The organism is Dactylosporangium sp. NPDC005555, from assembly GCF_040605635.1.
Classification (GTDB): Bacteria; Actinomycetota; Actinomycetes; order Mycobacteriales; family Micromonosporaceae; genus Dactylosporangium.
The window spans coordinates 17,945-29,918 of sequence record NZ_JBEXDG010000001.1 but is presented as its reverse complement, the minus strand read 5'-3'; the positions used below and the strand labels follow the sequence as shown (position 1 = coordinate 29,918).

Sequence of the window (11,974 nt, the reverse complement as noted above, 5' to 3'; positions counted from 1 at the left end):
TGGCTATTCGGTTATCGTCCGTTCGTTCAGGTGCATCGCTGCACAATGTCCCGGTCCGGCGTCGTTCGACCCCTCCCGACGTCGGAGCAGACCGGTTCGGCCGCGCCCGCGAACGCTCGACGCCGCTGTCGTGACCGATGGAAAGGGGGCTCCGCCGGTGTCCGATCCCGACGAGTCCGCCGAGCGCCCGGCCGGCGTGCGGGAGGTCCTCCGCGACCGTGAATACCTGGCGGTCTTCACCGCCAGCACGCTGTCGTGGTTCGGGGACAGCGCCGCCCGGGCCGCGGTCATCGCGCTCGTCTACATGCGCACCGAGTCGCCTATCGCGTCGGCGGCGGCGTTCGCGATCAGCTACCTGCCCTGGCTCGGCATCGGCGCGGTCCTCGCCGCGATCAGCGAGCGGCACTCGTATCGCAAGATCATGATCCTGTCGGACCTGGCCCGGATGACCATCATGACCGCGCTCGCGGTCTTCGGCGGCCTGCCGGTCGGCGCGCTCATCGGGCTGCTGTTCATCAGCGCGCTGCTGAGCCCCCCGTTCGACAGTGCCCGCTCGGCCCTGCTGCCGCGGCTCCTGCGGGGCGAGCAGTATGTCACCGCGCTGACCCTGCAGCGCACGTCCGGCCAGTTCGCCCTGATCGCGGGCTATGCCGTGGGTGCCGCCCTGACCGCGGTCGACGCGCGGTACGCGCTGCTGCTCAACGCCGCCAGCTTCGGCGCGTCGGCGCTGCTGCTGGCCGTGTGGGTGAAGGAGCGGGTCCCGAGCCTCACCGCCGACAAGCGCAGCAACCTGGTGCGGGAGGCCGCCGAGGGGTACACGGTCGTGTTCCGCTCACCGGTGATGCGCTCGATCGCGCTGGTCGTCTTCTGCGGCGTCTGCTTCGGTGTGGTCCCCGAGGGCCTCGCCGCGGCCTGGACCGCCGACCTGGCCGGCGGCCCCAACGCCGTCTATCTCGGCATGATCATGGTCGCCGCGGCGATCGGCTTCGTCGCCGGCAGCGTCGTGATGACGTGGCTGGTGTCACCGCAGCGGCGCATCGCGTTCATCCGGCCGTTCGCGCTGCTCACACCGCTGGTGCTGGTGCCGGCCCTGTTCGACCTCAACATCTACGGGGTCGTGCTGATGACCCTGATCTCCGGTGCCGCGCTGTCCGGCACCCTCCCGGCCACGAACGGGCTGTTCGTGCAGGTGCTGCCGCCGGCGTACCGGGCCCGCGCGTTCGGCGTGATGCAGAGCGGCGTGCACCTCATCCAGGGCGGCTCGATCCTCTTCACCGGCTGGCTCGCCAGTCACTACCCGTTGCCGCAGGTCGTCGGGTATTTCGCGATCTTCGGCGTGATCGCCATGGCGGTCATCGTCACCACCTGGCCGGCGCACGCCACGATCGCCGACGCGATCGCGGCCAACAAGGTCCGGGTCGCCGCCGAGGAGCACGCCGCCCCGCCCGGTGGAGGTGAGGACTTCGGCGAGGTCACCATCGACCTGGGCCGCGCGCCCCTCGCCGCGCGCCGCCCCCGCCCGTCGCCCGGGCCGGTCCAGCGCCGGGTGCCGGTCGCCGACCCGCCGGAGCGCACGGTCGACCTCAGCGAGCGCACAACAGATCTCGGTGCGCTCCCGCCGCGCTAGCTCAGCCGCGGGCGCGGCATAGTTGACGGGTGACGTCCTCCCCGAACTTCTACGAGCTCGTCGGCGGCGAGCCGACGTTCCGCAAGCTGGTCGACGAGTTCTACGCCGGCGTGGCCGACGACCCGATCCTGCGGCCGCTGTATCCGGAAGAGGACCTCGGGCCGGCCAACGAGCGGTTCCGGCTGTTCCTGATCCAGTACTGGGGCGGCCCGAGCACGTATTCGGAGGCTCGCGGCCACCCGCGGCTGCGGATGCGGCACGCGCCGTTCGTGATCGGGCCCGCCGAGCGCGACGCGTGGCTGGGGCAGATGCGCCGGGCCGTCGACGCGATCGCCCTGGAGCCCGAGTCCGAGGCCGTGCTGTGGGAATACCTGGAACGCGCCGCCCACTTCATGGTCAACGCGTCCGGTCCAGATGACCAAATCGGACACATCGTGTCTTAGGTAACTTTCCTTCGTTAGCGGTGTATGCGCCCCATGTTGGGCGCTTCCCCGGGTACTGACGAAGGAGCCGCACGTATGCGCCGACGATTGATCGCCGCCGCCGCTACCGCACTGGCCGCGATCGCGGTCGCCATCCCCGCCTCGGCGGCGCTCAACCACGCCTCGACCGTGTCGACCAACCCCGTCGACAACACGCCGAACGTCCTGGACGGCGAGGTGCGCGCGTTCGCCCTCGTCGGGGACGTCGTCGTGGTCGGCGGCGACTTCACCACCGTCGTCCCGGCAGGTAAGAGCGCGAAGCTCAAGCGCAAGAACATCTTCGCGTACCGGGTGACGACCGGCGAGATTCTGCCGTTCGCCCCGGAGGCCGACGACGTGGTCCTGACGCTCGCCGCCGGGCCGAACAACACCGTCTACGCGGGCGGGGCCTTCCAGAAGATCGGCGGCGGCGCGCAGCGGGGCCTCGCCCAGCTCAGCCTCACCGACGGCAAGCGCGTCCCGGCCTTCACCGGCTCGATCAACTGGGGGGACACGCGCAGCATCGTGGCGTACGGGCCGTGGCTGTTCGCGGCCGGCTCGTTCACCGAGATCGGCGGGCAGAAGCGTGCCGGGCTGGCCCGCCTCAACGCCACCAGCGGCTGGGCCGACACGACCTTCGACGCGAAGCTCGCCGCGCCCAACCTGACCCGGGTCAAGCTCGAGGACCTGGCGATCAGCCCCGACGGCAACCGGCTCGCCGCGGTCGGCGCCGTCGAGCAGGCGTTCGGCCAGTACCGCGCCCAGGTCGTCGTGATCGAGAACGCGGTGAACCAGGCCCGGCTCGCCGACTGGTACACCGACGTCTACACCAAGCCGTGCCGCGCCGGCTTCGAGACCTACCTGCGGGGCATCGACTTCGACCCGACCGGCACCTACGCGACGATCGTCACGACCGGCCGCAAGTGGGGCGACCACCTGATGTGCGACACCGCCGCCCGCTTCGACCTGCGCGGCACCGGGCTGCACAAGCCGCTCTGGACCAACTGGACCGGCGGAGACTCGCTGTACTCGGTCGCGGACACCGGCGCCGCGGTCTACGTCGGCGGCCACCAGCGCTGGATGGACAACCCGTTCGGCAAGGAGAACGCCGGCAAGGGCGCGGTCGCCCGGCCCGGCATCGCCGCGATCAGCCCGCTCACCGGCAAGGCCACCGCGTTCAACCCGAAGCGCGAGCCGCGCGGGGTCGGCGCCAGGGCGCTCCTGGCGACCCCGTACGGCCTGCTCGTCGGCTCCGACACGGAGAAGATCGGCGGCGAGTGGCACGCCCGCGTCGCGATGCTGCCTGTCTGACCATGCTCTCCGGAAAGGCCCCCGTCACTGCGACGGGGGCCTTTCCGCGCTCCGGGGTCGGCCGATGTGTCGATGCACTTCGTGACACCGGCGAATAGGTTGGACGCAGGGACGCGCACGGAGGGAGACCGGATGGCGTCGCAGGGCTATCGGGACTGGCTCGCGGCGGGTCAGCCGTACACGCTGATCCGCCCGGCCAAGGCGGTCCAGCGCACATTGCGCGGATACGGCCTCACCGTCTACGACTACCCCAACGAGGAGCACCAGAAGGCCAACACCCCCGAGGACCACACGCCGTACTCGGTGACCGGCTGGCCGGGCACCAACAAGCGGTGGAGGGCGCGGGCCCTGGACGTCATGCCGCGCTCCGGCTCCGCCACGCACCGCAAGGAGAACGCCGACATCGCGCGGCAGCTCATCAAGGACCGTGACGCCGGGCACCCGGGCGCCATGTGGATCAAGTACATCAACTGGACCGACGAAAAGGGCAACTGCAACCAGGAGCGGTGGACCGACGCCGCCAGCCCGTTGCGGCGGACCACCAGGTCGTCGTCGGACGACGGCCACATCCACATCTCGGGCCGGTCCGACGCCGACGACGACGACCGGGCCGACGAATACGACCCGATCGGACGCCTGCAAGGAAGGGACTACAGCGTGGCCGACTCACAGCTCATCGCCAACGCGGAGCGCGGCATCACCGCGCTCGTCGCCGGCACCGACGTCATCCAGTTCGACTTCCCGTGGAGCGACCAGGCCGGCCAGGGGTTCCCCAACCCGCTGCGGCAGATGGCCGTGAAGCTCGACGCGCTCATCGCCGCGGCCGCCGCCGACGAGACCCGGGACGTGGCGGCGGTCGCCGCCATCAACAGCCTCATCGCCTCGATCCAGACCGGCGGCGCGTCCATCTCGGCGGAGCCGATCATCGCCGCGATCGAGGCGGTGCGGGCCCAGACCCACGCCGAGGTCGTCAAGCTGCAGGAGGAGCTCGCCGCGGCCCGTGCCGAGAACGCGAACCTCGTCGCGGCGCTCAAGGTCGCCAACGCCGGCCGGCAGCCCGACGGCCTGTCCGCGGAATAGCTTCTCGCAGCGAACGGCCCGGCCCGAGGAGCAGCCCGGCAGCGCGCGGAGTCTTCTCGGGGTCATGAGGGGTGGACAGGACGAAGGACGGGCACGCTCGGAGTGAGCGAGGCCCGTCCTTCGGGGCGGAACGACGGTCAGCCTGCGGCGGCTGCGTCCTTGGCACGGGCCTTCAGGGCGCGGACGATGCCGTCGCGGCCCTCGCCGACCAGGCGGCGCAGCGGGGCAGGGCGGCCGGGCTCGGCGAGCCACGCCTCGGTGCGCGCCACCGTGTCGTCGCTGACCTGGAACGACGGGTAGCCGAGCTCGGCGAACTCCGCGGCCGGCTCCGAGTCGCGGTGCTCCCACACGGTCGTGACGGCGTCGAAGAACGTGGGCAGGAACGGGGCGGTCAAGGACACCTGGGCCGAGTGCTGGAAGCCCTGCAGGAGCGAGCGCTGCAGCCAGTTGGGCAGGTGGTGGTCCTCGACGAGGCGGCGCCACGTCTCCGCCTTCGACGCGGCGGTCGGGACGAGGGCGCGGGCCAGGGCCGCCTGGCGTTCGCCGCTCGCGGTCCGGTCGCGGTCGAGCTCGGTCTCGATCTGGGCCGGGTCGGCCGCGCCGTTGGCGATGAGGGCGTGCAGGATGCCCCAGCGCAGGTCGGCCTGGATGGTCAGGCCGGAGGGGACGTCCACGTCGTCGAGCCAGCCGGTCAGGACCGCGAGGTCTTCCGGTGTACGAGCGGCCGCCGCGAACGAGCGGGCCCACGCGAGCTGGAAGCCGCTGCCGGGTGCCGCGTCGCGCAGCGCCGTGCGGGCGGTGGCGGACAGGGCCCGCCAGCCCTCCGAGGCCCAGGCCGGGTCGGCGTAGAAGACGAGCGCCGACTGGGCCTGCCGGATCGTGGCGGTGACCAGGTTGATGTCGCGCTCGGCGGGCAGGCCGGACGCGATCAGCTTGATGTAGTCGCGCACGGCGAGCTCGGCGTCGCGGACCATGTCCCACGCCGCGGTCCACACCAGGGCGCGGGCGAGGGAGTTGTCCATGCCGAGGATGTGATCGGCGACGGTGTCCATCGAGCGCGGGTCGAGGCGCAACTTCGCGTAGGTGAGGTCGTCGTCGTTGAGCAGCAGGACGTCGGCGGCGCGGCGGCCGGTCAGAGTGGTGATCTCGGTGCGCTCGCCGTCGACGTCGGCCTCGATGAGCTCGCGGCGGACCAGGCCGGCGTCGGTCACGTCGTACAGGCCGATGCCGATGCGGTGGGTGCGCAGCGTCGGGTAGGCGGCGGGCGCCTCCTGCACGACGACGACCTGCTCATACGTGCCGTCGGCGGCGATGGTCAGCTCGGGGCGCAGGGTGTTGACCTGGGCGGTCTCCAGCCACTGCGCGGCGAACTTGCGCAGCTCCTTGCCCGAGGCCGTCTCCAGCGCCGACAGCAGGTCGTCGAAGGTCGCGTTGCCCCACTGGTGCTGCTCGAAGTAGGCGCGGAGCCCTGTCAGGAAGGGGTCGATCCCCACGTACGCCACGAGCTGCTTGACGACGCTGGCGCCCTTGGCATACGTGATGCCGTCGAAGTTGACCTCGACCGCCTCGACGTCCGGCATCTCGCAGTAGACGGGGTGGGTGGAGGACAGCTGGTCCTGCCGGTAGCCCCAGTTCTTGCGGATGGACAGGAACGTCGTCCACGCGTCGGTGAAGCGGGTCGCGCGGGTGTTGCACCAGTGGCTGGCCCACTCCGCGAACGACTCGTTGAGCCACAGGTCGTCCCACCAGCGCATCGTGACGAGGTCGCCGAACCACATGTGGGCGAGCTCGTGCAGGATCGTGTTGGCGCGCTGCTCGTATTCGAAGTCGGTGACGGGGGAGCGGAAGATGTAGTGCTGCTCGGCGTGCACGACGCAGCCGAAGTTCTCCATCGCTCCGGCGTTGAACTCCGGCGAGTAGACCTGGTCGTACTTCGGCAGCGGATACCGGATGCCGAACTCCTCGTGGAAGAAGTCGAAGCCCTGCTTGGTGATGAGCAGGATGTCGTCGGCGTCCAGATACTGCTTCATCGACTGGCGGCAGAACACGCCCAGGTCGATGCCGTCGTGGCTGTCGCGGACCTCGTGATACGGCCCGGCGCAGACCGCCGTGACGTAGGTGCTCATCCGCGGTGTGGGCGGGAAGTGCACGGTGAGGCCGTCGCGCCGCTCCGGCGGCATGTTGGAGATGACCTTCCAGTGCGCCGGCGCGGTCACGTGGAACGTGAAGCTGGCCTTGAGATCGGGCTGGTCGAAGCAGGCGTAGACCCGCTGCGCGTCGGTCGTCTCGAACTGGCTGTAGAGATACACCTCCTTGTCGACCGGGTCGACGCTGCGGTGCAGCCCCTGGCCGGTCGTCGAGTAGGTGCCCTCGGCCTCGACGACCAGGACGTTGTCGGCGGCGAGGCCGGGCAGGCGCAGCCCGGTCTGCGGGGACCAGCCGGAGGTGTCGAGGTCGGCGCCGTTGAGCGTCGCGCGCAGCACCGTCGTCACGGCGAGCTCGATGAACGTGTCGGCGCCCGGCTCGGTGCAGGTGAAGCGCACCTCGGTCGTGGTCCGGAACGTGCCCTCGCCCGGGTAGCCGGCGCCGTCCGTCAGGTCGAGACTGATGTCGTACGCCGCAACGTCGAGCAGTCGGGCCCGGTCGACCGCCTCAACCTGGCGTAGGTTGCGTACACCGGCCACGTGTCGTCTCCTGTCGTTCGCTGTGGCCGTCCCCGTCGACGGCGCCATCCCTGAGTCTTCCACGTCCATGGCGGACAACGGAGGAGTGGCTCAGGTCACCCGCAGCCCGGCTGGCACCCGGGGTATGCGAGGCGTAAGGATCGAATCGGTTTCCCGATGCTTTCGGTAGTGTTGCTGTCGTGCTCGCTTGAAGTGAGGTGTCGCCGCCATGGCGGAAGAGCGCATCATCGCAGACATGTGGTTCGACCCGCGGTGCCCGTGGGCCTGGATCACCTCCCGCTGGCTGCTCGAGGTGGAGCAGGTTCGCCCAGTTGACGTGCGGTTCCATGTCATGAGCCTGTCGATCCTCAACGAGGGCCGCGACGATCTCCCCGAGCGATACAAAGAGGGTCTGGCCAAGGGTTGGGGCCCGGTCCGGATCGCGATCGCGGCCGAGCAGAAGTTCGGCAACGACGTGCTGCGCCCGCTGTACACGGCGCTGGGCAACCGGCTGCACCTCGAGCGGCAGGAGCTCAGCGCGGAGCTGTACGAGAGCGCGCTGGTCGAGGCGGGCCTGCCGGCGCAGCTCGCGGAGTACGCCGACTCCACCGAGTTCGACGAGCAGCTGCGGGAGAGCCACCTCGCCGGGATGAACCCGGTGGGCATGGACGTCGGCACGCCCGTCATCCACGTGCCCGGCCCTGACGGCAAGCTGATCGCGTTCTTCGGGCCGGTCGTCACCCCGCGCCCGAAGGGTGAGGCGGCCGGGCGGCTCTGGGACGGCACGCTGCTGGTCGCCGGCACGCCGGGCTTCTACGAGATCAAGCGCACCCGCGACGTGGGCCCGGTCTTCGACTGACGAGCTAGCGGTAGGCTGCCTACCTGTGCGGCGGTTCCTGACTCCCCGGTGGGTGCTCTGGCATGTCCTGGCGCTCGCCGGGGTGGCCGTGTGCCTGCTCGCTGGGCGCTGGCAGTATCAGCGCGCCACGGCCGGTAACATGCTGAGCTGGGCGTATACCGTCCAGTGGCCGCTTTTCGCGCTGTTCGTGGTGTTTCTGTGGGTGCGGGCCGTCCGGGACGTTCTCGGGCCGAGGCCGGTGAAGACGCAGGAGCCCCTGCGCCCGAGGGCCGCGCCCACGGCTCCGGCTCCGGCCGCCGCTGCCGACGACCCGCAGCTGGCCGAGTACAACCGCATGCTGGCCTGGCTGGCGGCCGATCCCGACCGCCGCCCCCGCGACTTCCCCGGATGAGGTTCCCGTGCAGTTGAAGAGTGCGCTCACGCGCTTCCGGATCATCGCCTGGATCGTCGGCGTGCTGCTGGTCGTGCTCACCGTCGGCACCGTGCTGAAGTACACGACCGACGACGACACGATCGTGGCCATGGTCGGCCCGGCGCACGGCTTCCTGTACATGGCCTACCTGGTCCTCGCGGCCGACCTGGCCCGCCGCGCGAAGTGGAAGCTCGGCTTCACCGTGCTCGTGCTGCTCGCCGGCACGGTGCCGTTCCTGTCGTTCGTCGCCGAGCGGATCGTGACCCGGCGCGTCCAGTCAGCCCGTCCCCTTGTAGGAAGCACCGTGTGAGTCGACGCAGTGCACGGCGTCGAGCGTGTGGTCGACCTGGAGCGTGGTGTGCTCGATCGCGTAGCGCTCCCGCAGCCGCTGCTCGATCGCCTCGCGGACCGCGTGACAGTCGCCGGACGGCGCCACCAGCACGTGCGCGGACAGCGCCGGATAGCCGGAGGTGACCTGCCAGACGTGCAGGTCGTGCAGCTCCACCACACCCGGCACGCCGACCAGCTCGCGGCCGACCTCCGCGGGGTCCATCCCGGCCGGCGCCGCCTCCAGGAAGATCCGGCCCGAGTCGCGGACCAGGCCCACCCCTGAGCGCACCATGAGCGCCGCGACGACCAGCGAGGCGATCGCGTCCGCCCGGTTGAAGCCGGTGAGCAGCACGACCAGGCCCGAGATCGCGGCCGCGACGAACGCGAACAGGTCCGTCAGCACGTGCTGGAACGCGCCCTCCACGTTGAGGCTGGACCGGTCGGCCCGGCCGAGGATCCACACCACCAGCAGGTTGACCGCGACGCCCACCAGTGCGGTGACCAGGACCGCCCCGCCGCCGACCGTGGGCGGGTGGATGAGCCGGGTCACCGACTCGTAGCCGATCCACACCGCGAGCAGCAGCAGCGTCAGCCCGTTGGCCTGCGCGGAGAGGATCTCCGCCCGCTTCAGCCCGAACGTGAAGCCGCCCGACGGGGGCCGGGCCGCGAGCCGGGTCGCGAATAGCGCGAGGGCGATCGCGGCGGCGTCCGACAGCATGTGCGCGGCGTCGGACAGCAGCGCGAGGGAGTCGACCACCAGGCCGACGGTCACCTCGACCGCCATGAAGCCGGTGATCAGCACCAGGGCGAGCACCAGCAGCCGCCGGTCGGCGTCGGCCGAAGGGGCGTGGTGGTGGTCGTGGCGGTGGTCGTGGTCGTGACCCATGTCCGACATCTTATGCGTACTTCGCTATATGACGGCAGTCGTTTCTGCCACCGTATGCCGGGGCACTAGTTCAGTACGACGTTGCAGTGACCAGAAAGGGGCAGGGCTGTGGGCATGGAGATCCGGCTGACGCTGTCGTTGCCACGCGATCGGTCCACCGTCCCCTTGACCCGCCGGGTCCTCGACGCCGCGCTGGGCGTGTTCTCCGTCACCCGGGACTGCCGCGACGACATCGGGCTCGCCGTCGGGGAGGCCTGCGCCAACGCCGTGCAGCACGCCGACCTCGGCGCCGACTATCAGGTGACGGTCACCATCCACGAGGACCGCTGCGTGATCGACGTCCTCGACGACGGCATCGGCATGTCCTCCATGGACACCGACATGGACACCGACCCCACTGATGCCGCAGAGGCCGCGGTGGACGCCGAGAGCGGCCGCGGGCTGAGGATCATCCACGCGCTCGCCGACATGGTCGAGCTCCGCCGCCGTCAGCCCCACGGGGTGGCGCTGCGGATCGTGAAGATGCTGACGAGGGTGACCCCGGCGACCGCCTGAAACACACCGTCCTTGATCTGACCTCACCCTCGCTGGTGATTTCTGGACAGAACCGTGCCGTCGAATCTCCCGCGGGTCTGCAATGGATGCGCACAGCCGGTGCGACTCCGGCACATCTGGGCAGCGTTGCACAGTGTGCAACGTCACCCGCGAAAGCCGGAGGGGCACCATGACCACGCCGACCACCACGACCCGCTGGATGGTGCAGGACCGCGCCTGGAAGCAGGACCTGCCCGACCTGCCCGACGACGTCATCGCGCTGCTCGCCCCGCCGGTCGTGGTCAGCGCGTCCACGTCCACGATCGAGCACCGCACTTCGGGACGCGCCGTCCCCCGTGGCGTGCCACAGCCCGTCTGACATATACCGTTTCGGGCATGACGGTTGCGTACCCGATCGCCCACGCCTGGCTCTCCACCGGAGGCACCGGCGCGCAGAACTACGACGAGTTCGCCGACGACGCGGAGATCACCGCCATCATCGCGGCGAACCCGTCCAGCGCGCTCGCCATCGAGATGCCCCACCGGGCGCCGGACAACGTCGGCCGCTCGTTCCGGGACAGCCTCCCCGACGCCGTGAGCCGCCTGCAGGCCGCGAAGGACGACGGGCACTACACGTCCGCCGACGACGTGGTCGTGCTCTACCGGATCACCGCACCCGACGGCGCCCGCGCCTACGGGCTGTGGTGCATGGTCGCCACCGACCAGATCTCCACCAGCGCCGACGAGCCCGGCGCCGTGATCCGCAACGAGGACGTCTTCATCGAGAAGGTCCGCGAGCGGGTCGCCCTGGCCGAGGCGACGTCGCATCTGCTGTCGCCGGTCCTGCTGCTGCAGACCGCACACGGGGACGCGCTGCACGCCGCCCTGGCCCACGCGGTCGCCGCCGCCGGCACGCCCGCGGTGACCGACACCGACCCGGCCGGCCGCAGCCACGAGATCTGGGCCGTGGGCGCCGGCACGACCCGCGACCGGCTGCTCGCCCTCGCCGGCGGCGGTGAGCTCGTCGTCGCCGACGGCAACCACCGCAGCCTCGCCGCGCAGACCGCCGGCTACCCGCGCTTCCTCGCCGTGGTCACCACGCCCGAGTCGGTGGCGATCCAGCCGTACAACCGCCTGGTCTCCGAACTGCCCGCCGACGCCTCCTTCGGCGGCTCGTCGATCGACGGCGCCGCTGAGGTCCCCGCGTCCGGTGGTCGCATCCACCTGTACACCCGTGACGGCGCCTGGTCCGTCGAGCTGCCGCGCGACGCCGACGGTGACGTGATCGACAACCTCGACCACGCCCTCGTCGAGCGCCGCCTCTTCGCCGAGACCCTCGGCCTGGACCCCGGCGACAAGCGCATCACCTATGTCGGCGGCGACTACCCGGCGTCGTGGCTGCGTGACGAGGTCGACGCGGGCCGCGCCGAGCTGGCCGTGCTCATCGCTCCCGTGACCGTCGACGACTTCGTCGCGGTGAACCTCGCCCGGCAGAAGATGCCCCGCAAGAGCACCTGGTTCACCCCGAAGGCACGCGCCGGGCTGGTCGTCGCCCAACTGTCGTAGCTTCACCCGATCGTGGTAGACACTAGGCCGCTTCGTCTACGGCCTGGGGTGTGCACATGCGGATCTTCATCGCGGCCATGGTGGCCGCCTTCGGTATCGGCGCCTTCGCCGCCGCCGCCCTCGTCTGGGACCGGCGGCGGCACTGGCGCCTCACCGGGGGCGCCACCGCCGGATGGGTCTCCGGGCTGGTCTTCGTGGGTCTCGCGTTGGTGGTGGGTTCCTGCCTGGGCCTGATCCAGTTCTGA

General features: G+C 70.7%; 13 protein-coding genes. 11 read left to right on the top strand and 2 right to left on the bottom strand.

Features of this window, described 5'->3' with window-relative positions; translation table 11 throughout:
• Positions 1 to 157: 157 nt before the first annotated feature.
• From ABZS58_RS00170 to ABZS58_RS00155, 4 genes are all read left to right on the top strand, one after another.
• Positions 158 to 1,627, top strand: a complete 1,470-nt coding sequence (locus ABZS58_RS00170) for an MFS transporter (protein WP_354775945.1) — start codon at positions 158 to 160, stop codon at positions 1,625 to 1,627.
• Between the two features lie 29 nt (positions 1,628 to 1,656).
• Positions 1,657 to 2,070, top strand: coding sequence for a globin (locus ABZS58_RS00165; protein ID WP_354775943.1), 414 nt, complete (start codon positions 1,657 to 1,659; stop codon positions 2,068 to 2,070).
• 75 nt (positions 2,071 to 2,145) lie between these two features.
• On the top strand, positions 2,146 to 3,399 hold the full coding sequence (locus ABZS58_RS00160; protein WP_354775941.1) for a PKD domain containing protein: 1,254 nt from the start codon (positions 2,146 to 2,148) through the stop codon (positions 3,397 to 3,399).
• 132 nt (positions 3,400 to 3,531) lie between these two features.
• Positions 3,532 to 4,479 carry a hypothetical protein gene (locus ABZS58_RS00155; RefSeq protein WP_354775939.1) on the top strand — a complete coding sequence of 316 codons (948 nt, stop codon included), beginning with the start codon at positions 3,532 to 3,534 and terminating at the stop codon, positions 4,477 to 4,479.
• Between the two features lie 137 nt (positions 4,480 to 4,616).
• Here ABZS58_RS00155 and pepN read toward each other — a convergent pair whose 3' ends face one another.
• Positions 4,617 to 7,211 (bottom strand): aminopeptidase N, encoded by a 2,595-nt coding sequence (gene pepN / locus ABZS58_RS00150; protein WP_354776766.1) that lies wholly within the window; start codon positions 7,209 to 7,211, stop codon positions 4,617 to 4,619.
• A gap of 160 nt (positions 7,212 to 7,371) precedes the next feature.
• Between pepN and ABZS58_RS00145 the strand changes: the two genes are divergently transcribed.
• Genes ABZS58_RS00145 through ABZS58_RS00135 form a run of 3 tightly spaced genes read left to right on the top strand, consistent with a single transcriptional unit; the run spans position 7,372 to position 8,723 of the window.
• Complete coding sequence (locus tag ABZS58_RS00145; RefSeq protein WP_354775938.1) at positions 7,372 to 8,001, top strand: disulfide bond formation protein DsbA; 630 nt, start codon at positions 7,372 to 7,374, stop codon at positions 7,999 to 8,001.
• A 52-nt stretch (positions 8,002 to 8,053) separates the two neighbouring features.
• Positions 8,054 to 8,392, top strand: a complete 339-nt coding sequence (locus ABZS58_RS00140) for a hypothetical protein (protein WP_354775936.1) — start codon at positions 8,054 to 8,056, stop codon at positions 8,390 to 8,392.
• 13 nt (positions 8,393 to 8,405) lie between these two features.
• Complete coding sequence (locus tag ABZS58_RS00135) at positions 8,406 to 8,723, top strand: DUF3817 domain-containing protein (RefSeq protein WP_354776764.1); 318 nt, start codon at positions 8,406 to 8,408, stop codon at positions 8,721 to 8,723.
• Here ABZS58_RS00135 and ABZS58_RS00130 read toward each other — a convergent pair.
• Complete coding sequence (locus tag ABZS58_RS00130) at positions 8,691 to 9,629, bottom strand: cation diffusion facilitator family transporter (protein WP_354775934.1); 939 nt, start codon at positions 9,627 to 9,629, stop codon at positions 8,691 to 8,693. The genes ABZS58_RS00135 and ABZS58_RS00130 overlap by 33 nt on opposite strands.
• A gap of 114 nt (positions 9,630 to 9,743) precedes the next feature.
• On the opposite strand from ABZS58_RS00130, the gene ABZS58_RS00125 reads away from it, so the two are divergent.
• The 4 genes from ABZS58_RS00125 to ABZS58_RS00110 all read left to right on the top strand — a co-directional run bounded on the left by ABZS58_RS00125 (position 9,744) and on the right by ABZS58_RS00110 (position 11,974).
• Entirely contained in the window at positions 9,744 to 10,184 is a 441-nt protein-coding gene (locus ABZS58_RS00125) for an ATP-binding protein (protein ID WP_354775932.1), read from the top strand.
• A 169-nt stretch (positions 10,185 to 10,353) separates the two neighbouring features.
• A complete protein-coding gene (locus ABZS58_RS00120; RefSeq protein ID WP_354775930.1) occupies positions 10,354 to 10,542 on the top strand; it encodes a hypothetical protein in 189 nt (62 codons plus the stop codon).
• 17 nt (positions 10,543 to 10,559) lie between these two features.
• Positions 10,560 to 11,729, top strand: a complete 1,170-nt coding sequence (locus ABZS58_RS00115; RefSeq protein ID WP_354775928.1) for a DUF1015 family protein — start codon at positions 10,560 to 10,562, stop codon at positions 11,727 to 11,729.
• 56 nt (positions 11,730 to 11,785) lie between these two features.
• Positions 11,786 to 11,974 (top strand): hypothetical protein, encoded by a 189-nt coding sequence (locus ABZS58_RS00110; protein ID WP_354775926.1) that lies wholly within the window; start codon positions 11,786 to 11,788, stop codon positions 11,972 to 11,974.

What these genes read in the sequence shown, in the direction of transcription:
- pepN (WP_354776766.1), bottom strand. Translation starts at nt 7,211, where the DNA reads ATGGCGCCGTCGACGGGGACGGCCACAGCGAACGACAGGAGACGACAC.
- ABZS58_RS00160 (WP_354775941.1), top strand. Translation starts at nt 2,146, where the DNA reads ATGCGCCGACGATTGATCGCCGCCGCCGCTACCGCACTGGCCGCGATC.
- ABZS58_RS00155 (WP_354775939.1), top strand. Translation starts at nt 3,532, where the DNA reads ATGGCGTCGCAGGGCTATCGGGACTGGCTCGCGGCGGGTCAGCCGTAC.
- ABZS58_RS00130 (WP_354775934.1), bottom strand. Translation starts at nt 9,629, where the DNA reads ATGGGTCACGACCACGACCACCGCCACGACCACCACCACGCCCCTTCG.
- ABZS58_RS00125 (WP_354775932.1), top strand. Translation starts at nt 9,744, where the DNA reads ATGGAGATCCGGCTGACGCTGTCGTTGCCACGCGATCGGTCCACCGTC.
- ABZS58_RS00110 (WP_354775926.1), top strand. Translation starts at nt 11,786, where the DNA reads ATGCGGATCTTCATCGCGGCCATGGTGGCCGCCTTCGGTATCGGCGCC.
- ABZS58_RS00145 (WP_354775938.1), top strand. Translation starts at nt 7,372, where the DNA reads ATGGCGGAAGAGCGCATCATCGCAGACATGTGGTTCGACCCGCGGTGC.
- ABZS58_RS00120 (WP_354775930.1), top strand. Translation starts at nt 10,354, where the DNA reads ATGACCACGCCGACCACCACGACCCGCTGGATGGTGCAGGACCGCGCC.
- ABZS58_RS00115 (WP_354775928.1), top strand. Translation starts at nt 10,560, where the DNA reads ATGACGGTTGCGTACCCGATCGCCCACGCCTGGCTCTCCACCGGAGGC.